The following is a 21,198-nucleotide window of genomic DNA, read 5'->3' on the forward strand; positions in this document are numbered from 1 at the left end:
CGATTGATGTTATTATGTCCCGTCCCTTGCCTCTCCAATCCTTTATGCAAAAAGTCCCTGCTCATACGAGTCAGGGACACTTGGATTTATTTGGATGTTTGATACATAAGTTCTTTCATTAACGCTTTTTGCACATGCAGGCGGTTTTCTGCCTGTTGAAATACTTTTGAGTGCGGCCCGTCAATAATATCTGCCGTCACTTCTTCCCCGCGATGTGCCGGGAGACAATGAAGGAAAATATAATCCTTTGCTGCATGACTCATCAGTTCGTTATTGACTTGATATTCTTTAAATTCAGCAAGACGTTTCTCTGTTTCTGCTTCCTGCCCCATGCTTGTAAACACATCTGAATAAATAACATCTGCATCTTTTACAGCTGCAACAGGATCTGTTGTCACGGTCACTTCTGCCCCTGATTGTTTTGCAAACTCACGGGCAGTGTCTGTGACTTCTTGAAGTGGTTCATAGCCTTTTGGTGATGCAACCGCAATGTCACAGCCTAGCTGCGCACAGCCTACCATCAAGGAGTGCGCCACGTTATTTCCGTCACCGATATAAGCCACTTTGATTCCTTTTAAAGTACCTTTTGTTTCTTTAATGGTTAATAAATCAGCAAGCGCCTGACATGGATGTGAGTAGTCGGTTAATCCATTAATGACTGGAATAGACGCGTATTGTGCAAGGTCTTCAACCTTCTCATGTTCAAAGGTTCGAATCATAATACCATCGACATAACCAGACAGCACCTGAGCTGTATCACTGATGGTTTCTCCTCTGCCAATTTGCAAATCATTTGAGCTGAGGAAGAGCGCATGTCCTCCTAGCTGCGTCATCCCCGCTTCAAACGAGACACGGGTTCTAGTTGAAGATTTTTCAAAGATCATCGCTAACGTTTTTCCTTTGAATAAATCTTGATATGGGTTTTGTTTCATTTCTTCCGCTTTTTCAATTAAATATGCAATCTCATGGATTGAGAAATCTTTTAATGATAAAAAGTCTTTTCCGTATAATGCCGGTTGCACGTCGACTTGACTCATGCCGTCACTTCCTTTTTATATAATTCATGGAGCGATACTGGTGATACATCTCCATTTTTTCCTTGCAGGAATGCTTGAACTGTTTCATATTCGGTTAGGACTTGAACGCCGTGTGTGAGTGCTTTTACACGCTGCTCTTTTGCTTCTTCATCTTCTCCTAAATGAATATGAAGGGATTTATCTTCATTCTGCAGCCAAGATTCAAAGCTGCCAGTCCAGACGTCAAAGCCTGCATGCTTCGCTTCATCTATCAATTGCTCGCTGCCTTGTATAAAAAGGCTTCCTTTTTGCTTCCAGATCGGCGCAAATACTTTTTTCAATGCGCTTTCGGCGTTCTTGCCTACACACATTCCTTCTCCAGTCGCTTTCATTTCAGGTGTCAGCTTGAGGTCGATATCTTGAATGGCATGTGATGAGAACACTGGGAATTTGACCGCTGTCCCTCCTTTGTTTTTCGTTGCAGGGTTTAGTCCTTCAAGCGATGCACCAGCTAATAATTGAGTGGCCATTGGGATCATATCAATGCCCATTACCTTACTGACGACTGGTACAGTCCGGCTTGCCCGCGGATTCACTTCTAATACAAGCGCCTGATCCCCTTTGATGACAAATTGGATATTCATAATGCCCTTGAATGATAATTTCTTCGCTATTTGTTCAGACGCGGTATGCACCTGCTGTTTGATGTCTTCACTGATTGAGATACTTGGTAAAATGGCAAAACTGTCACCTGAGTGCACGCCCGCTTTCTCAATATGTTCTACGATGGTTGGAATGAACGCCTTTTTTCCGTCAGAAATAAGATCCACTTCAATTTCTTTTCCCGTGACATACTCATCAATTAAGATTGGGTATGGCAAATGATCTGGCTGATCAAGCAGTGATGCCAAATGTGCTTCTGACTGAACAACGATCATTCCCATTCCGCCAATGACATATGATGGGCGAATTAATACAGGGTAACCGATGCTTTTCGCATGTACGAGTGCTTCTTCTTTTGAATTAGCCGTATCTCCTTTTGCGTGAGGAAGATTCAGTTCATCAAGAAGCTGATAGAATAAATCGCGGTCTTCAAGTGCATCCAGCGTATCAAAGGACGTACCTAACAATGTGACACCGGCTTTTTCTAAGCCTTCTGCGACGTTAATCGCAGTCTGTCCGCCAAATTGGACAATGACAAAATCAATTTGTTCTGCTTCCACAACGTTTAGGATGTGCTCTAATGTAATCGGCTCAAAATATAAACGATCTGCAATCTCATAATCAGTACTGACTGTTTCTGGATTGTTGTTCATCATGATGGTTTCAAATCCAAGCTTTTGCAAGGTCAGAACGCCATGAACAGCGCTATAATCAAACTCGACCCCCTGCCCGATTCGAATCGGACCAGAGCCAATGATGAGTGCACGCCGCTTTGTTTTTTCTTGATGTTCACCATCGCTTTTGCCGAAGTACGTGGAATAGAAGTAATTCGTTTTAGCATCAAATTCCGCCGCACATGTGTCGACAATTTTAAATGAAGCAGCAATGCCGTATTCTTGACGAAGCTGCCTGATTGACTCTTCCGTGTGACCCGTAAGAAGAGCAATCGTTTCATCAAGGAAACCCTTTTCCTTTACCTTTTTCAAGGTATCTTTTGATAGCGTCCCCTTATGATCTTTCAATTCTTGTTCGAGCGTAATCATATTCTGGAACACATGTAAGAAGAATCGATCAATTTTCGTCGTTTGATGAATCGTTTCAACCGTTTCTTGTCTTGAAAGAAGCTCCATAACAGCGAAAAACCGGCGATCGTCTGGTGTTTTGATGAGTTCAAATAATTGTTCTGTCGATTGCTCTTTCAGTTCTGGCAGGTGGAAGCCCTTCGTTTTAATTTCAAGTGATGCAACTGCTTTTTGAATGGCTGACTCTAAATTCCGATCAATCGCCATGACTTCACCAGTCGCCTTCATTTTTGTGCCTAATTGACGGTCTGCCTGTTTAAATTTATCAAACGGCCAGCGCGGGAATTTCACGACAACATAATCTAGTGCCGGCTCAAAACTAGCATAGGTTGTACCTGTGAGCGGGTTTTTCAATTCGTCTAGCGTATAACCCACCGCAAGCTTAGCTGCCATTTTCGCAATCGGATAGCCTGTTGCTTTTGATGCAAGAGCAGAAGAACGGCTGACCCGAGGATTCACCTCAATGACAAAGTATTCTTTACTGAGTGGATCAAGGGCAAATTGAATGTTGCAGCCGCCGACTACATCCAGCGCTGAAATGATTTTCAGGCTCGCTGAACGGAGCATTTGATAATCCTGATCCGTTAATGTTTGGGAAGGTGCAACGACAATCGAGTCTCCTGTATGCACACCAACTGGATCGATATTTTCCATGTTGCATACCGTGATACACGTATTTTGACGGTCTCTCATGACCTCATATTCGACTTCTTTAAAGCCAGCTATGCTTTTTTCAACTAAACACTGGTGAATCGGACTCGCTAAAAGAGCTCCTTCAATGAGCGGCTTAAACGCCTCCTCTGTTAGAGCGATTCCGCCGCCTTTACCGCCAAGTGTGTATGCTGGTCTTAGGATGACTGGGAAGCCGACTTCTTTTGCAAATTGAAGAGCATCTTCCGCATTATCCACAATTTCACTATCCGGCACAGGTTCGTTCAAATGCTTCATGAGAGCACGGAATTTCTCTCGATCTTCACCGTTTTCAATGGTTTCAACTGACGTTCCGAGCAGAGTCACCCCGTGCTTTTTCAGCACACCGGCTTTTTCCAGCTCGACAGCAAGGTTTAAAGCCGTCTGTCCGCCAAGGTTGGCTAAAAGACCATCTGGTTTTTCCTTTTCAATAATTCTTGTCACTGAATCAACTGAAAGCGGTTCAAAATAGATTTCATCAGCAAATGACTCGTCTGTCATAATGGTTGCTGGGTTATTATTCACTAAGATGACTTTGTAGCCTTCTTCTTTTAAGGCCATACATCCTTGTGTTCCTGAGTAATCAAATTCTGCTGCCTGACCAATGATGATTGGACCAGACCCGATGACTAGAATGGTTTGTATGCTTTGATCTTTAGGCATGTGCGACTTCTCTCCTTGCTTGTTTCACTTTCTCAATAAAATCATCGAATACCCATTCACTTTCAGCAGGCCCTGGGTGTGCTTCTGGATGAAATTGAACTGACATAATCAGCTTTTCTTTATGAATGAATCCTTCTACAGATCCATCATTGACATGAAGGAATTTCACATCCACTTCTTTGTCATTCATGCTTTTTTCATTCACAACATAGCTATGGTTCTGACTTGTCATAAAGACACGTTTGGATTCTGTATCCTGAACAGGATGATTCGCTCCCCTGTGGCCAAATGGCAGCTTATACGTATCTCCGCCAAGTGCAAGAGCGATTAATTGGTGACCTAGGCAGATCCCAAGTGTCGGAAATGACATCATGATGTCATGAATTGTTTTTAAATACGGTGTCATGGTTTTCGGGTCTCCAGGTCCGTTTGACAAGAGGATCGCATCCGGCTTGATCTCAAATACCTTTTCCATTTGTTTATATGGAATGACGGTTACTTTACAGCCGCGCGCTGCAAGCGAATCTGCAATTGATTTTTTAAAGCCAAAATCAATGAGCGCCACATGCTCCTCACCGCTGCCTTGTGTGTAGATCTCGCTATCTGTCACCTGTGCGACGACATTGTCTTGTTTCATTGCAGGCGGCGTTTCGTTTTCGTCTACACTGAGCACAGCGTTCATCGTTCCATTTGCCCGGATGTTTTGCACAACTGCGCGCGTATCTGTATGTGTCAGAAGCGGGATATTCCACTTTTGTAAATAATCTTTTAAGCTGACCGCTGCAAGATGATGTGAAAAATGCTCTGCTGCCTCGTAAACAACTACCGCTTTTACTTGAGGCTTCTTGCTCTCAAAGTCTTCATGGTTAATGCCGTAATTTCCGATCAGCGGATAAGTGAAAACAATGATCTGACCTTTATAGGAAGGATCTGTGAGCACCTCTTGATAACCTGTCATACCTGTAAAAAAGACCACTTCACCTGTGATGCCAGCTTCTCCTGTCAGATCTCCTTCAAAAGAGGCTCCATCTTCTAAATTTAAATAACCCTTCATGCTTATGTCACCCCAAAATTGAATAATTAATGATATAAATGCATTTTTATACGTTTGTTTGTAAAAAAAATTTACACCGAAACTGTTTTATTGGCTAATACTTGAACAATTGTTTCGATCGCTTGATCCAGCTCTGCTTTCTTCACATTCAGCGGAGGTAATAAACGAATGACATTCGGACCAGCTGGAAGCACCAGCAGCCCTTGTTCTCTAAGAGCTGTGATATAGCCGGCGACTGGCTGATCACATTCAATACCTGCCATCAATCCTTTTCCCCGCACTTCTTTTACGATATTCAGCTGTTTGACATTTTGCAGCTTTTCTAACAGGTAATCACCCTTTTCTTTCACTTCTGAAAGAAACTCTTCTTTGAAAATGACATCGAGTGTCGCATTCACAGCCGCCATGGCAAGCATATTTCCACCAAATGTTGTACCATGTGAACCTGGCGAGAATGCATCTCCTAGAGCTTTTTTCCCTATGACTGCACCAACTGGAAAGCCGCTTCCTAACCCTTTTGCCGAAGAGATAATATCAGGGTCAAGACACGTCTCTTCGTACGCAAATGCTGTTCCTGTTCGACCGATACCGGTTTGGATTTCATCTACAATCAGCAGTGCTTCATGCTTTTTGCAAAATGCTTGAACGGCTTCTAGAAATTCTGGTGTCGCTGGATTCACTCCACCTTCACCTTGCACAACCTCCAGCATCACCGCTGCCACATCATCGACTTCACACGCTGACATAGCGTCTGGATCATTAAACGGTACGTAGTGAAAGCCTTCTAGCATAGGACCAAAGCCAGTTTTGATTTTATCTTGGCCTGTCGCAGCCATACCAGCATACGTGCGCCCATGGAAAGAGTGCAAAAATGTGACGATATTTGTTTTCCCTGTCGCTTTACGTGCTAATTTAATGGCACCTTCATTTGCCTCTGCCCCGCTATTGCAGAAAAACACGAGATCCCCTGAACTGTTTTCTGCCAGCTTTTCTGCTGCTTTTTCTTGCAGTCCATTTTCAAATAGATTTGATACATGCCAGACGTGGTCAAGCTGTTCCTTAATGGCTTCATTGACCTTTGGGTGATTGTGGCCTAAATTTGTAACCGCAATGCCTTGTATAAAGTCTAAATATTTTTTTCCATTTGTATCGACTGCCCAAGAACCTGCTGCCTCTTTAATTTCAACATTCCACCGTCCATAAGTTTGAAAGAGATGACTCACAGGACCGCCTCCTTTTGTTTCACAATTCTTGTTCCTTTAAAGGTTTCTCCTGTAAAGATACTGCCTTTGCCATTTACGATCATCACTTCATCCACATCACCTGATAAAGCACTCAATGCGGATTGTACTTTTGGAATCATTCCCCCGGAAATAATGCCTTCATCAATGAGTGAAAGGGCTTCTTGTTCGGTGACGACATCTAATAGTTCACCATTTTTTAAAATGCCTTCAACATCTGTGACAAACATAAGCTTATCAGCCTTCATGGCTCCGGCGACAGCTGATGCTGCTAAATCGGCATTCACATTTAAGGTTTGGCATTCTTCCGTCATAGACAGCGGCGCAATCACAGGAATGAATTGTTTTTCCATGAGTGCTTCTGCCATTTCTGGATGAACTTCTTTGATTTCACCAACGTACCCGTAAACGTCTTGATCAAGGAAATCGGCGACAAGCATCTGCCCATCTTTACCGGATACGCCGACAGATGAAATATCATGCTTTGCGAGCTCTGACACAAAGTATTTATTGACCGTTCCCGAGAGAACCATTTCGGCTACCTCTAACACAGGCTTCGTTGTTTTACGCTGCCCGTCAACAAATTCTGTTTTCACTTCTAATTTTTGCAGCATGTCGGTGATTTCAGGTCCTCCGCCATGCACGATAGCCAGTTTAAATCCAGCGGCTTGAAGTGAGCGGACATTTTCATAAAAGGTATCTGAAAGTTCTCGAATGACACTGCCTCCACACTTGAACACGATCGTTTTATTCATGTCTATCTCCTTCTTTATGTGCGATAGCTCGCGTTAATTTTCACATAATCATAGGTAAGGTCACAGCCCCATGCTGCTGCTTCACCATTCCCCTCACTCATTTGAATGAAAATCGTAATCTCATCCTGCTCTAGATATGCTTTTGCTTCCTCTTCTGAGAATGGCTGCGGTTCATTGTGTTTGAACAAACATTGTCCGCCTAAATAGACTTCTACCTCTTCCGGTGTGACGGAAGCTGCGCTATGACCAATGGCTCCAACGATTCGTCCCCAGTTGGCATCCGTACCATATACGGCAGTTTTAACAAGACTTGAACCAACGATTTTTTTTGCAATGATGCCGGCTTCCAAGTTATTTTTAGCACCAGCGACTTTTGCTTCAATTAATTTGGTTGCGCCTTCTCCATCTCTCGCAATCTCTTTGGCTAAATCCTCACAAGCTAGTTTTAATCCTTCTTTAAACAATGGCCATTCTGGATGCTCTTCATTTAGTGCATCGTTTTCTGCCATGCCATTTGCCATCACGAGCACCATATCGTTTGTCGAAGTTTCTCCGTCGACGGTAATTTGATTAAAGGTCACATCCGTAATGTCACGAAGCGCTTGCTGTAAGGCTTCCTGTTCAACATTTGCATCTGTTGTGACAAAGCCAAGCATTGTCGCCATGTTCGGGTGAATCATGCCAGAGCCTTTTGCTGCGCCTGAAATGATAATCTCTTTTTCGTCTATCGTAAGAGTGTATGCTGTATTTTTAATGACAGTATCTGTCGTTAAGATCGCTTCTTCAAAATGGCCTTTTTCGGCTTTTGCTTCTTTTAAATCGGCGATGCCCTTTTTGATTTTATCCATCTCCAGACATTCCCCAATGACACCAGTAGAAGAAACAGCAATGTAATCAGGTGCTACACCTAACATATCTGCACAGGCTGCCCGCATGTCGTATGCGTCTTTTAATCCCTGCTCACCAGTACATGCATTGGCGATAGCACTATTGACAATGACACCTTTTAATTGTCCTGTCTTTTTTAAGCTTTGTTGTGTGACTTTGAGAGGCGCAGCTTGAAAGTGACTTTGTGTGTAGACCGCTGCACTTGCTGCTGGTACTTCGCTGACGATGAGGCCAAGGTCTTTTTTTGAATAGCGCAAGCCAATGTGAATCCCCTTCGCTTCAAAGCCTTTTGGTGATGATACGTCACCGTCTATTTTGACAATGCTTTTTTCATTCAATTCGATCATGTTTGTTGTCTCCCCTGTTCTCTTATGGATAAAGAGGTGTCATTGTGAGGCCCGCCTCTTCATGTAAGCCTTTGATGATGTTGAAGTTTTGAACCGCTTGGCCGGCCGCGCCTTTCATGAGATTGTCTATGACCGACACGATTGTCAGTCTCCCTGTTCGCTCATCTAAATGAAAGCCAATATCACAGAAGTTACTGCCGTATACTTCTTTCGTTTGTGGATAAACGCCGTGATCTCTCACTCTGACAAAATAGGAATCTTCATAAAAGTCTTTCATTCGCTTCATCAATTCTTCTTTTGTGACATCTGTTTTTAATTGTGTATACATCGTCGCCATAATCCCTCTTGTCATCGGGACAAGATGCGTAGAAAATGTGACGTTCGCCGTCTGCGGATTCCATTCTCTTAATATTTGCTCTATTTCTGGCGTATGCTGATGCTCATTCACCTTATAAATTTTAAAGTTATCGTTTAGTTCTGAAAAATGCGTGCCAAGTGAGGCAGATCGTCCGGCACCGGACACCCCTGTTTTTGCATCTATTATAATCATGGATTCATCGATGACATTCTGTTTGATGAGCGGTGCTAAACCGAGAAGAACTGCGGTAGGAAAGCAGCCCGGATTGGCAATCACTTCAGCCTGTTGAATTTTGTCACGATTCAGTTCGGATAAACCGTACACCGCTTGCTGGACAGATGCTGCATCCGCTGCCCTTCGTTTATACCAAGCTTCATAGGTTGCTCCATCTTGAATGCGCAAATCACCTGATAAATCAATGATCGGCACTCCTTGATTCATCAGCTTTGGTGTCAGTTCACTAGATACGCCTGCTGGTGTCGCTAAAAACACAGCATCTGTCTCTTGCACAATGGCAGCCGGGTCAATGGCTTTTAATGTTTGGTCAGTCATGTTTGTCAGATGCGGATAAGATTGACTGTATGATTGCCCATCACCACTTGATGAATACAATATACATTCCTCCACATGCGGGTGATGCTTGAAGATACGAACCAATTCCGCACCACCGTACCCTGTAGCACCTATAATACCTATTTTCAACGTCAATACACCCTCTTGATCTTTGTGAAATTATTTAACATTATAACATGTATAAAAATTAATTCAATTGTATATTTAATATTTGTTTTCATTTTTTTTCAACAAAAAAACCGCATATCTTCATGAGACATGCGGATTTATCTTTCGTTTTTGATATAGAGGACCATGAGTGCACTGCATAAATATAATATGGAGCTTGCATAAAAAATGAAGTAAACGGTAAAGAAATCAGCAAACAGGCCGCCAAGCATAATGGCAATGGATGAAAATAGGGCTGTCCAAAAATGATAGTGACCGACTTCTTTCATTCTTTTATTCTTTGTTGTCAGATCAGTGACAAGCAGTTTCTCCCCATGTTTTTGAAAGCCGCCCAGCGCACCAAGTGCAAGCTGAATGATATACACTTGCTCCACTTCTGTTATATGCGGAAAAAGCAGCAAAAGAAACGCCATACCGAACGAATGAATGATTAAAAAGAGCCGCCTGTCGGTGGTTTCTGGCAGTTTTCCTAAAAGTAAATGAATAAACGCACCGCTTAAACCAAACAGACCATAGGCGAGTCCAAACTGTGAATAGCTTGATCCAACATTTTTAATAAAAAGAATGTAAAAGGGGAATATCAAACTGCTGGCGAAAAACAGCAGACTTTGAGAGTAGACGAACCATTTCATTGCTTTTGCATTCATTGTGTATTGTACCTCTCATAAAAGTAGTTGGTAAACGTGCCATCTGGATCTGCTTGTTTTTTCTTTTGGAAAAATACATCGGTTTTAGGATAAGCCCGCTTCATTTGCGCCTTCGTTTGATAAGGCATGTACGGTAAGTAATAGCTTCCATCGTGCCGCAGCGTGATATCTGTCATTTTTCGAATGATCCGCTCTGCTTCCGCCTTCTCTTCTTTTTCGAACCCGTAATTCACTAAAAGCACAAGGGCAAACATATCTTGTTTCGCATATGAGAGATCCGCTTTTTCATTTTTTTGAACGTAGCGGATTGTGATATTCATTAGATTCAAATCTTCCTGTTGTAAAAAGGCTCTCATGTCATCGATGTACGCACGAAAACGGTCAACTGGGACGAAATATTCCTGCAGCACATCTGTGTCTGACTCATTTTCATATTCCAAAAAGGCAGAATCAGAACGCATCACATTGTTTCTTGTGATCAGCTGATCATTTTGACTTAGGAAATACTTCTTTTGCAAATTCCAGAGCAGATCTTTCCCCATATCAAATCTCCTTGAAAGGCCGAGCATAAATTTCAATGGCATAACGAGTTGATCTTCTTTCAGCTCTTGATATGATTCGTTTTTTTGATCTGAAGAGAGGGAATAATTCGTCACATACATTTCTTTCAAAAAGTTTGTTTTTGCTGTTGAGATTCTGGCAAGATGCATGCGTACTTCTTTATTGTGTTTGACATGCTTTTGAAAATAATCCGTATACTCATCGTAATCTAGAGAGGTTGTCTCCATTTTATATAATTCATTTTTTGTTAAAGAAAGATCAGCATCTAAAATGACACCGAACAATCCGTATCCCCCAATGACCGCAGAAAACAAATCATCACCTGGCTTTACTGTGACAATCTCACCATTTGCTTTTAACAGCCTAAAGGAACGTACCGTATCAATGAGTGACCCGTAGCGAATGTCACGTCCATGTGCATTTGCACTTAAAGATCCGCCAATTGTAAAGATATTCTGCGATTGCATCACCTTCACAGCTAGGCCATATGGATTCACATATTTTTGTATATCATCCCATGTAGCACCGCTTTGAACCCGAATCGTTTTCTTTTTTGGATCAAACGCTAAAATCTGGCGGAATTCCGTCATATCGAGCACGATGCCGTTTTCATAATATGTGTGGCCGCCCATGCTATGCTGTTTTCCGGCAATAGAAATTGGCAGGTGTTTAGCTTTTGCTTCTTTCAATACTTCTTTTAATGTGTCTATCTCTTTCCCTTGAACAACTTTTTTGATTTTGACAGGCATGAGATGACTGACATCAGTAAAAGCCTCAAGATCCTTTTTTTTGTGTACTTGGCCTTCTCGTATAGTGATTGATATAAGAAATGCAGCAGCATATACGATCAAAAGAACGATCCATAGCCATTTTTGTTTCATGATAGGTACTCCGTTCTATAAAATTACATCCATTATATCAAGCTACTCTCTTCCTCCACCTTAATTTTTCATAAAAAAACCTGGCATGAGTTCAACTCATACCAGGCATTTTTCATTTTGTGCTTATTGAATACCGAGCGCGATTTTTGCGTATCTTGACATTTTGTCTCGTGTCCAAGGGGGATTCCATACGATGTGAACTTCTGTTTCTTTTACTTCTGGAAGATCACTTAATGCTTTTTTGACTTCGTCTACGATAATTGGTGCAAGAGGACAACCCATTGATGTTAAGGTCATGGTGATATCCGCTTTTCCATTCTCATCAAGATCGACATCATAGACAAGTCCAAGGTTGACGATGTCGACATTCAGCTCAGGGTCAATCACCTGTTCTAGGGCGCCTAAAATATTTTCTTTCAATGCTTCATCCATGATATCCACTCCTTTTTCCATTAGTATAACGTACTTTTTCTTATGACTAAACGTTTGTGCTTTTCAGATGTGTCTCAAACCAGTCAATCGTTTCGAACATCGCTTGTCTTGAGACCTTATGTCCAGCTTGTCCATCAGTGATAAAACGAATCAGATGCGGATCCTGCTTATATTGTGTGGCTACTAACTCATCATATAGAGTTTTTGCGTGCCGGTAAGGGACGACAGGATCGTTTTCTGCATGCCAGAATAACAGCGGTCTTTTGTTTAATCGATCTGTTTGCAGCGTTAAATCATATGGGCGCAGGGCGTCTAATTGCAGATGAACCTCTTCGTCTGTAATGTCTTTCATCAACCCTTTGTGACGCATGTCCATGATTTGTGCTTTTAGAAATGTCGTATAGTTTGGACTTCCCATCAAGCTGACAGCGGCTTTGATCCAATCATGCTTGGCAAGTGCACCAAAGGTGGTGATGCCGCCCATGGATGTACCCGCAACGCCTATCAGATCGGCTTCAATCAATTGTTTTTCTTGAAAGTATGTTTTGAGTATATCGATTTCACGAATTTCGTTCAGGACAATTTCCCAGAACTTTGATGCCAGTTCCTCTAAGCTGAGGTTTTCTGATCTTACACCATGATAAGCACAGTCAGGTAAAATGACTCTCATGCCTTTTTCCGCCAAATGGAAGGCAAAGTGTAAATTATGCTCGCGTGCACTTGTAAATCCGTGAATAAAAAATACAAGCGGCAGCGGTTTGTCTTTATTTTCAGCTTTTACGATATGTAAAAATGGAATATCGCGCGTAATTTGCTCATCAATGGTGATCACAGCCTATGAATCCTCCTTTATCATTCCCGTCTTTGTTTATTTTAACATGTAGACAACAAAGATGTGATAAAGATACACTATAGAAAGAGGCGCTAACATGAATTGCCTCCTATCACTTACAGATCAAAGGAGATTTTATGGAGACTAAACCTTATCTAATCGCACTTGACCTGGATGGCACATTATTAAAAGATGATAAAACCATTTCTGCGCATACACTTGACGTCATTCAAAAAGTGAGAGACAGCGGGCATCACGTCTGTATATCAACAGGCCGACCATTTCGTTCCAGCTCTCCTTATTATCAGCAATTACAGCTTGATTCACCCATTGTGAATTTTAACGGAGCGTTTGTCCATCATCCTCTTGATGAAAAATGGGGCAGATTTCATACGTCACTTGATCTTCAAGTAGTCAAACAGCTTGTAGACATTAGTGAAGAATATAAAGTGCATAATGTCTTAGCTGAAGTGTTAGACGATTTGTATTTCCATTATCATGATGAAAAACTCATTGATATCTTTAATATGAATGCAAACAAAGTCACTGTTGGAGACCTTAGGGACAACCTTGGAGAGAATGTGACGAGCGTGTTAATTCATGCAAAAGAAGAGGACGTCGGAGCCATTCGAAGCTATTTATCAGATGTTCATGCAGAAGTGATTGATCACAGGCGCTGGGCTGCCCCGTGGCACGTGATTGAAATCATTAAAACAGGCATGAACAAAGCCGTTGGACTGCAAAAGATCAGTGATTATTACGGTGTTCCTAAGGAGCGGATTGTGGCATTCGGAGATGAAGACAATGATTTAGAAATGCTTGAATTTGCTGGATGCGGTGTAGCAATGGGCAACGGAATTGATGCCGTGAAACGTGTCTCAAATGAAGTCACTGATACAAATGAACAAGATGGGATTGCAAAGTTTCTAACGAATTACTTCTCGCTTTAATTTTTCCATTCATACATAGCAGATGAAAGCGGGCATACTACCGTTAGACAGGTTGTCCTGTCAGCTTGTGTAAAGGGGCGGATTCCGAATGGGTAAAAGAAGCAAATCGAAACGCTTTATACAACAAGGTAAAGATTCAGTCAGTCTTCATGACGCACGTTTTCCTTACCGTTCGACACTTGAAGAGGCGGCCGAAGACAGAGGAAATATGAAGACTGATGCTTCTGGAGGTTCATTGTGAGAAACGAACTTTTTGATCAAGCCAAATCGTTTACTGAAGAAGCTCTTACTTCTTCATTTTCATCTGGGTTAGAGCGTCAGCAGGCAGTCAAGCGAGCGAAAAATGCCGTATCCTCTGCATTTGCCAATTCGACAGATGCAGAAAGAAACCAGCTGCATACCTTCCAAGACTTGCTCGATGATCTCTAACATAAAAAAAGCTGTTCACCTAATGTGGACAGCTTTTTCTGATTCCCTCGCTTATTTGACTTGAAATGTTTTCTTCTCCGTGATTTGTTTCAGCCCTTCTGCTTTTCCTTTAAACGTTACGACTGCTTCGTATGTTCCGGGCTTTACACCGTTTGACCATGTATCTTGAAAATCATAGGCCTCGCCTTTTTTCAGCACAAAAGTTTGGATGGCCTGTGTGAACATACGGTCTTTCGAATAGCGGTATTGTTCATTCCCGTTTTCGTCATACACACTAAGCTCGAATTTTTGGCTTGTGTTAAAAGTAAATTCAAAATCTCGGTCTGATTCATTTTTCAGTGACATGTTAAATTGAACTGAAGAACCTTTCTGGACGGGGTCTACTGTGAGCTCAACCGTTTTTTCTCCCATTTGACCGGATACCTCCTTGTCTGGTTCATCCTTTTTTTGTTGTCCACAAGCGGCTAAAACCAATAGAATGAGGAGAAGCACAAACCCTTTTTTCATCTGCTACCCACCTTTTAATCTCGTCTGAAAAATCCAAGAATATTGGTTGTCTGTACAATATTTGTAAAGGCTTTTGGATCGACTTCTTTAATAATTTGTTCAAGTTCATACAGCTCATACCTTGTAATAACGATCACCATCATTTCCTTTTGCTCGTTGGTGAATGCGCCTTTTGCAGGTACAGTCGTAATGCCTCTGACCATTTTTCCGTAAATGGCTTCTTTGATTTCATCTGCTTTCTTCGTGACAATCATCGCGGTCAGCTTCTCATGTCTTGTATGGATGGCATCAATGACCCTTGTGGTCACATATAATGTGACAAGGGTATATAATGCTTTCTCCCAACCTTGTAATAATCCTGCTGTAAAAATGATGATTCCATTTAAAATGAAGAAATACGTGCCAACTGGTTTATCCTTCCACTTCGCTAAAACCATAGCAACAATGTCTAGTCCGCCTGTCGATGCCCCGTATTTGAGCGTAATCCCAATCCCTACTGCGGATATGACACCGCCAAACACAGCATTTAATAAAATATCGTGGGAAACACTCGTTTCTGGTAAAATGCCAAGGAAAATGGTCGTCAGTGCAACACTGATGATGCTGTACAAAGTAAAGGAACGGCCAACTTTCATCCAGCCTAAAATGCCGACTGGAATGTTTAAAATAAATAATAGAATCCCTGTTGATACATAAAATGGCGCATATTGATCGATTAAGCTGGATAACAGCTGGGCTACCCCTGTAAAACCGCTTGCATATACGTCAGCTGGGATTAAAAATAAATTCAGTCCAATCGCATTGAGTAATGCACCAATAACGACGACAATGAGTTTTTTTGCTTCTCCAATGAACATGTTGTCATTCCTCCACTTACCATTCTCTCTATGGTTTTCCCTAAAATTTAGAATTTGAACACGAAAAGATGATTTCTATGATATAGTTAGGCTAAAAAGATGTAAAATATGGCTTATTTTTTAGAAAGAAGGGATTTATATGACTGTTCATATCATAGCAGACAGTGCTGCTGATCTGCCTCTTTCTTATTATGATGAACATAACATAACGCTCATTCCGCTCCGCGTATTGCTTGGCGAGCAGGAATTTGAGGATTTGATCACCATTGAACCAAAACAAGTATTTGATGCGATGAGACAAGGAGCCAGTCCAAAAACGTCACAGGCTTCACCAAACCGGATCAAGGAAACCTTTGTTTCTGCCGCTCAAACCCATACATCTGCTATCTATGTCGCTTTTTCATCAGAGCTTTCAGGTACATACCAGACAGCTGTGATGATGGCAAACGAAGTGAAGGAAGAATACCCTGATTTTGATTTACGAATCATCGATTCTAAATGCGCTTCACTCGGCTATGGGCTTGCTGTCAAACACGCTCAATCACTTGCCATTGACGGAAATACAATACAAGAAATTGAAACGTCTGTAAAGCATTTTTGTGAATCTTTACAACATATTTTTACTGTAGACGATTTATCGTATTTAGCAAGGGGCGGAAGAATCAGTAAAGCGTCCGCATTTGTTGGCGGTTTGTTAAGTATTAAGCCCATTTTACATGTCGAAGATGGAAAACTCATCCCGCTTGAAAAAATCCGCGGACGTAAAAAACTGCTGAAACGCATTATTGAACTAATGAAAGAACGAGGAACGGATTGGTCGAACCAAACGGTCGGTATTAGTCATGGTGATGATCCTGCACTGGCGGAAGACATGAAACAGCTGATCGAAGCCGAATTTCATCCAAAGGAAATTGATATTCAGATCATCGGTGCCGCTGTTGGGTCCCATTCAGGGCCTAGCACGCTTGCGATCTTTTTTACAGGCAAATGATCATAAAAAGCACCCTTCCCTGACACAACACGGGAAGGGTGCTTTTCTTATGAAAGTTTAAATCGCTGGACGGTTTCATTTAACCTCGCCGTCATACTCATCAATTCTTCGACCTGTTTGTTCATTTGATGGAACGATTGCAGCTGTTCATTGGCTGAGGCAGAAATTTCTTCGCTGCCAGCTGCTGTTTCTTCTACAACTGCACTAATATTTTCAATCGAGTGCAGCACTTGTCCGCCAAGTTCTGTTGATTGCATAATTTGGTCATTTAAGACCGCCATTTCTTGTTTAATATGCTGCGCTTTTGTTTCTATATCTTCAAAGGAGTGTGAGGTTTTGTCCATCGCATCCTGCTGCTGAAGTGAAAGTTTGACCCCTTCTTGAACAGTTTGACTAATGGATTGAATGCCTCTTTCAATATGACTGACCATGTCAAAGATTTGTCTTGTTGCATTAGACGATTCATCAGCAAGCTTGCGAATTTCATCTGCTACAACGGCAAAGCCTTTTCCAGCTTCGCCTGCTCTTGCCGCTTCAATGGCTGCGTTTAAGGAAAGCAGGTTTGTTTGGTCCGCAATGTCAGAAACCGTTTTGGCCATGGCCGAGATTCCGCTGGCGTATTGCGTAAATTCTCCTGCTGATTCTTCGATTTGTCTCGTGGCATGTGTATTTTTTTCAATCGCTGTTTTTGTTTCTGTTAACGTGTGCTTTCCGCTTTCTACTGCTTCGATGGCATCCTCTGTACTGCGGATGACCGTTTGCGAGCGTTCTGAATTTTTACGTCCATGCTGGTCCATTTTCTCAATCAAGCTGACGCCGTGCTGGAGATCTTCTGAAATCGCTTGTGACCCATTGGCCATTTCGTCTGTCGAAACAGATACTTGATTCGCAGACTCCATCATTTTTTTGTTTTCATCATTCAGGTGGATCGAGAATGTCTCTACTCGGCTTGAGACATTGCTGATTTCTTTAATCAGACTAATCAGCTGATCTGTCATTTGATTAAAGGATTCATTCAAGCCGCCGATTTCATCCTTGCGCTGAATATCCATCCGCTCCACAGCAAGATTGCCTTCTGCGATCTGCTTTGCTCTGTAGGATAGTGATTTGATGGGTGTCACGATGGATCGCGTTAATCCAATATTCAAAAAGACAGCAATGACAATCAGTGTGAGTGCTGAGACGAGTGCACTTGTGATAATCCATTGGACATTGTCTGCTGCAGCCTCTAGATTTTGTTTATACGCTTCTTCTGCCCTTTTATTCATCGTATGCACATCGTTTAAAACGCCATCAATTCTTGCTGCCACACGTCTTGCATCCGATGCGTTTTTTTCACCAATGGCGTTGTTTGCTTCCTTGGTCCACGTGTCAAATTTTGAATTTAACCTTGTTAATGCCTCTTTGTTCATATTTCCTGCATGTTTGTTTAGCGTTTGCAGCTGCTTTTTTGCTGTAGAAATATCGTTTTGAACGATCTCTAGCTGTTCATCTGAGAGTGTCATCGAATAATTGGTCATGGCTTGCTCGACACTTTCAAAGCTTGCCTTCGTTTTTTGTACGTTTAATAAGGTTTGCACATCTGTCTCATTTGATGATTGGATCTTTGTCATGCTGACAATGATAAAGGCGATGACGCCAACTGCTAAAAGAAGTGAAATAAGTGAGTTAAGTAAAATTTTGACGCGTAAGCTCATGATGCGTCCCCCTCTTCTTTTAGAAGCGTCTGCTTCAGCCCATTTAATTTTTTGGTCAGTGTCTCAGCATTTTTCAGGATCCGGATTTTTGCCATATCGATTCCATCATTGCTTAAGTCATAGACAACATGACCGCTTTTCATTTGATTGTTCTTGACGAGCTGTTCACTGAATTGATAGACCACTTCATCGACTTTTTTCACCATAGACGAAATGACCGCTTTTTCAGCAGTATAGTACTGATCGCTGTCTACACCAATGGCATATTCACCCTGCGCCTGCGCTTCTTTTAATACACCGACACCTGTATAACCGGCTGCGGCATATAAAACGTCTGCTTTCTTTTTGATCATGTCTTTGGCTATTTTACTACCCTTGCCTGCATCACTAAACGTACCGGCATAGGTGGATAAGATCTTGATTTTCGGATTGACTGATTTGGCGCCTTTTTGAAATCCTTTTTCAAAACGATGAATGACATCTGCGTCAACACCGCCAACAAATCCAATGACATCGCTTTTCGTTGTCATCGCAGCAAGTGCTCCCGCTAAATAGCTGCCTTGCTCTTCTTTAAACGTCACAGAGGTCACATTTTTCAGCTCAGATACAGCATCGATCAAAAGGAACTGCTTCTTCGGATATTTCTTTGCGACTTTTTCCAGGTCTTCTTGCATACTGAAACCTACACCAATGACAAGATCATTTCCATCTTTTACGAGTTCTGTCAGCCCTTTTTCATATGTATCAGTTTCTGCAATTTCTCTATAATCAAATTCAATGCCAAGCTCATCACGTGCTTTTTCTAATCCTTTAAATGATGAATCGTTAAATGATTGATCACCAAGACCATCATCTGTGAGCATAACGCCAATATGCTTCGCAGTTGATTTTGGCGCCCCCTCCTGTTGATTACCGCATGCGGCGAGCACCATAAGCATGGCTGCCATCAGAAGTAATGAAATCTTCACTTTCATCCAAAAACACACTCCTTTTATCATCCTTACTCCTTTTTTATCGGATTTGAGAGGCGTTGTTTCAATGATTAGTGAAGGTTTTTCATGACTTTTTTCACAGAAAAAATCCATTATTTAAGACAAAAATAAAAAAGTGAGCAAATGCTCACTTTTTCTCGTATGTCCAGCCTTCTTTTTGGTAAACTAAATCATTTTTCATGAGATGACCTAGTGCTCGTTTAAAGGCTGCCTTGCTCATTTGAAATCTTTCGCGGATATCCTCTGGATCACTTTTGTCCCCATAAGGCATGGCGCCGTTTCTTGTTCTCATATAGGTTAAAATTTCTTCTGCATCGACAGATAGTGCATCCTGTTTTCTAGGAAGCAGAGAAACGTTCACCGTTCCGTCCTCTTTCACTGCAATGACGCGTCCTGTCACGGTCGATCCTAATCGTGGCTCTTCCTTTCGTTCCGTGCGGTGAATAAACCCACGCACGCCTGTATCTGTCAGCATAAAAGAACCTGTCGCAATTAAACGATAGATTGTTCCAGTGATTTCTTTGTTCATTAAGGTTTCTGGTGCCTCTGTGAACAATTCACTGATCACGTCTTCTGTGGCTGGTTTTGCGAACATTCTGCCGTAGCTTGTGACTTTCAGCATACAGTAGAGTTTGTCTCCTTTTTTCGGCCATGCTTCCTCAAAAGGCGGGAGGTGTTCTGTTGCAACAAGTGCATCCTTTGACAGCCCAACATCAACAAATGCGCCCATGTCTTCTACCACGTCCACGACTTCTACCCAGTCGTATGTATGTGCGTTAATTGTAGGTATTTTCATCGTGGCAGCGAGTCTTTCTTCATGATCTACATATAAGTAGACCTCTACTTCATCTCGGTCACCAATATCTTCTGTCATTTCACTGCGGTGTAAGAGGACCGAATCTTCACCGTCTGTCAAAAAGTAGCCGTATTCCATTTCATTCTCTATTTGCAAGGTCAGTTGCTCACCTGGTCTCATGTTCTCTTCCTTCCTATCTGCCCATAAAAGAGCGTTCGTTCATCTTTTGATTCACTCTATTCTACTATACTTCTTCCTGCATGAACATCTCTAGTTCTGTTAGCTAAAGTGGACAAACTGGACATGATTTATACGGCTGGCGGCTTTACTCTTTGATAAAGTTTTCTTCTTCTGCTATTTGCATGATAAAATAGACGCAATATCTAAACTTGGAGGTCATGTGTGATGGCAAAAGAAAGCTCATTTGACATTGTATCGAAGGTTGAACTGCCTGAAGTGCAAAACGCTGTTCAAGCAGCACTGAAAGAAATTAAAAACCGTTATGATTTTAAAGGAAGTAAAAGTGATATTTCTCTCGAAAAAGAAGAGCTTGTCCTCATTTCTGATGATGACTTCAAACTTGAGCAGCTAAAAGATGTGCTTGTGACAAAGCTGATCAAACGAAATGTTCCAACTAAAAACATCGATTACGGAAAAACTGAGCATGCCCTAGGTGGTACAGTACGCCAGCGTGCGAAGCTGATCAGCGGGATTGATCAAGACAACGCCAAAAAGATCAACGCGCTTATCAAGCAGTCTGGCATCAAAGTGAAATCACAATTTCAGGATGACCAAGTGCGTGTGACAGGGAAAAATAAAGATGATTTACAAGAGGTGATTTCTCTTATGCGCAAGGCTGATTTGCCGATTGATGTCCAATTTATAAATTTTCGATAAATTTCAAATTTTCCATTGATTATTTCTGCATTTTTCGTTACAGTTGATGGAAGTTCAATTCATTGACATGTTCATATTGCTTTCTTATCAAGAGAGGCAGAGGGACTGGCCCTGTGAAGCCTCAGCAACCGGTGTAGTAGAAATCTATTTTCTATGACCAAGGTGCTAAATCCAGCAAGCAACTGCTTGGAAGATAAGGAGAAGAATTACGATACAGCCAAAAAGTCTTCT

21 protein-coding genes and 1 riboswitch are annotated in these 21,198 nt (G+C 41.8%); of the genes, 5 read left to right on the forward strand and 16 right to left on the reverse strand.

The features are described 5' to 3' along the window. Positions 1-86: 86 nt before the first annotated feature. The 11 genes from argF to BA81_RS10880 all read right to left on the reverse strand — a co-directional run bounded on the left by argF (position 87) and on the right by BA81_RS10880 (position 12,851). Positions 87-1,037 carry an ornithine carbamoyltransferase gene (argF, locus tag BA81_RS10830; RefSeq protein ID WP_034282091.1) on the reverse strand — a complete coding sequence of 317 codons (951 nt, stop codon included), beginning with the start codon at positions 1,035-1,037 and terminating at the stop codon, positions 87-89. Beyond that, the gene (gene carB / locus BA81_RS10835) at positions 1,034-4,114 is read right to left on the reverse strand and encodes a carbamoyl-phosphate synthase (glutamine-hydrolyzing) large subunit (protein WP_034282092.1); all 3,081 of its coding nucleotides are present in this window, start codon (positions 4,112-4,114) and stop codon (positions 1,034-1,036) included. The genes argF and carB overlap by 4 nt, the downstream gene beginning before the upstream one ends. Then, positions 4,107-5,168: a carbamoyl phosphate synthase small subunit gene (locus BA81_RS10840; protein WP_024425061.1), complete on the reverse strand. Its 1,062-nt coding sequence runs from the start codon at positions 5,166-5,168 to the stop codon at positions 4,107-4,109. The genes carB and BA81_RS10840 overlap by 8 nt, the downstream gene beginning before the upstream one ends. Positions 5,169-5,239: 71 nt before the next feature. After that, the gene (gene argD / locus BA81_RS10845; protein ID WP_034282094.1) at positions 5,240-6,391 is read right to left on the reverse strand and encodes an acetylornithine transaminase; all 1,152 of its coding nucleotides are present in this window, start codon (positions 6,389-6,391) and stop codon (positions 5,240-5,242) included. After that, complete coding sequence (gene argB / locus BA81_RS10850) at positions 6,388-7,164, reverse strand: acetylglutamate kinase (protein ID WP_025093396.1); 777 nt, start codon at positions 7,162-7,164, stop codon at positions 6,388-6,390. The genes argD and argB overlap by 4 nt, the downstream gene beginning before the upstream one ends. A gap of 14 nt (positions 7,165-7,178) precedes the next feature. Continuing rightward, positions 7,179-8,399 carry a bifunctional ornithine acetyltransferase/N-acetylglutamate synthase gene (argJ, locus tag BA81_RS10855; protein WP_034282096.1) on the reverse strand — a complete coding sequence of 407 codons (1,221 nt, stop codon included), beginning with the start codon at positions 8,397-8,399 and terminating at the stop codon, positions 7,179-7,181. Between the two features lie 22 nt (positions 8,400-8,421). Beyond that, positions 8,422-9,459, reverse strand: a complete 1,038-nt coding sequence (gene argC / locus BA81_RS10860; RefSeq protein ID WP_034282098.1) for an N-acetyl-gamma-glutamyl-phosphate reductase — start codon at positions 9,457-9,459, stop codon at positions 8,422-8,424. A gap of 137 nt (positions 9,460-9,596) precedes the next feature. Continuing rightward, positions 9,597-10,145 carry an MFS transporter gene (locus BA81_RS10865; RefSeq protein WP_034282100.1) on the reverse strand — a complete coding sequence of 183 codons (549 nt, stop codon included), beginning with the start codon at positions 10,143-10,145 and terminating at the stop codon, positions 9,597-9,599. Beyond that, on the reverse strand, positions 10,142-11,587 hold the full coding sequence (locus BA81_RS10870; protein ID WP_034282102.1) for an FAD-binding oxidoreductase: 1,446 nt from the start codon (positions 11,585-11,587) through the stop codon (positions 10,142-10,144). The genes BA81_RS10865 and BA81_RS10870 overlap by 4 nt, the downstream gene beginning before the upstream one ends. A gap of 123 nt (positions 11,588-11,710) precedes the next feature. Continuing rightward, on the reverse strand, positions 11,711-12,019 hold the full coding sequence (locus BA81_RS10875; protein WP_024425066.1) for a metal-sulfur cluster assembly factor: 309 nt from the start codon (positions 12,017-12,019) through the stop codon (positions 11,711-11,713). Positions 12,020-12,065: 46 nt separating this feature from the next. Beyond that, a complete protein-coding gene (locus tag BA81_RS10880) occupies positions 12,066-12,851 on the reverse strand; it encodes an alpha/beta fold hydrolase (RefSeq protein ID WP_034282104.1) in 786 nt (261 codons plus the stop codon). A gap of 137 nt (positions 12,852-12,988) precedes the next feature. On the opposite strand from BA81_RS10880, the gene BA81_RS10885 reads away from it, so the two are divergent. The 3 genes from BA81_RS10885 (at position 12,989) to BA81_RS10895 (ending at position 14,230) form a co-directional block, all read left to right on the forward strand. Continuing rightward, positions 12,989-13,801, forward strand: coding sequence for a Cof-type HAD-IIB family hydrolase (locus tag BA81_RS10885; protein ID WP_024425068.1), 813 nt, complete (start codon positions 12,989-12,991; stop codon positions 13,799-13,801). An 88-nt stretch (positions 13,802-13,889) separates the two neighbouring features. Further along, positions 13,890-14,042 (forward strand): hypothetical protein, encoded by a 153-nt coding sequence (locus BA81_RS10890; protein WP_008348539.1) that lies wholly within the window; start codon positions 13,890-13,892, stop codon positions 14,040-14,042. Then, positions 14,039-14,230, forward strand: a complete 192-nt coding sequence (locus tag BA81_RS10895; protein WP_024425070.1) for a DUF3813 domain-containing protein — start codon at positions 14,039-14,041, stop codon at positions 14,228-14,230. Before BA81_RS10890 ends, BA81_RS10895 begins: the two co-directional genes overlap by 4 nt. A gap of 51 nt (positions 14,231-14,281) precedes the next feature. Here the strand turns inward: BA81_RS10895 and BA81_RS10900 are convergent, their stop codons facing one another. Together BA81_RS10900 and BA81_RS10905 are read right to left on the reverse strand one after the other, a co-directional pair. Beyond that, positions 14,282-14,737: a BsuPI-related putative proteinase inhibitor gene (locus BA81_RS10900; protein WP_024426502.1), complete on the reverse strand. Its 456-nt coding sequence runs from the start codon at positions 14,735-14,737 to the stop codon at positions 14,282-14,284. Positions 14,738-14,751: 14 nt separating this feature from the next. Beyond that, positions 14,752-15,594: a YitT family protein gene (locus BA81_RS10905; RefSeq protein WP_024425072.1), complete on the reverse strand. Its 843-nt coding sequence runs from the start codon at positions 15,592-15,594 to the stop codon at positions 14,752-14,754. 139 nt (positions 15,595-15,733) lie between these two features. On the opposite strand from BA81_RS10905, the gene BA81_RS10910 reads away from it, so the two are divergent. Continuing rightward, positions 15,734-16,585 (forward strand): DegV family protein, encoded by an 852-nt coding sequence (locus tag BA81_RS10910; protein WP_024425073.1) that lies wholly within the window; start codon positions 15,734-15,736, stop codon positions 16,583-16,585. A gap of 47 nt (positions 16,586-16,632) precedes the next feature. Here BA81_RS10910 and BA81_RS10915 read toward each other — a convergent pair whose 3' ends face one another. From BA81_RS10915 to BA81_RS10925, 3 genes are all read right to left on the reverse strand, one after another. After that, the gene (locus BA81_RS10915; RefSeq protein ID WP_024426503.1) at positions 16,633-18,282 is read right to left on the reverse strand and encodes a methyl-accepting chemotaxis protein; all 1,650 of its coding nucleotides are present in this window, start codon (positions 18,280-18,282) and stop codon (positions 16,633-16,635) included. Next, positions 18,279-19,256 (reverse strand): BMP family lipoprotein, encoded by a 978-nt coding sequence (locus tag BA81_RS10920; RefSeq protein ID WP_034282106.1) that lies wholly within the window; start codon positions 19,254-19,256, stop codon positions 18,279-18,281. Before BA81_RS10920 ends, BA81_RS10915 begins: the two co-directional genes overlap by 4 nt. A gap of 145 nt (positions 19,257-19,401) precedes the next feature. Beyond that, positions 19,402-20,250, reverse strand: a complete 849-nt coding sequence (locus tag BA81_RS10925; protein ID WP_024426505.1) for a CvfB family protein — start codon at positions 20,248-20,250, stop codon at positions 19,402-19,404. A gap of 225 nt (positions 20,251-20,475) precedes the next feature. On the opposite strand from BA81_RS10925, the gene BA81_RS10930 reads away from it, so the two are divergent. Next, complete coding sequence (locus tag BA81_RS10930; RefSeq protein WP_012009527.1) at positions 20,476-20,967, forward strand: YajQ family cyclic di-GMP-binding protein; 492 nt, start codon at positions 20,476-20,478, stop codon at positions 20,965-20,967. 81 nt (positions 20,968-21,048) lie between these two features. Further along, a riboswitch (SAM riboswitch) is annotated at positions 21,049-21,167 on the forward strand. Positions 21,168-21,198: the final 31 nt, after the last annotated feature.

It is taken from the genome of Bacillus safensis FO-36b, assembly GCF_000691165.1.
GTDB classification, from domain to species: Bacteria; Bacillota; Bacilli; order Bacillales; family Bacillaceae; genus Bacillus; species Bacillus safensis.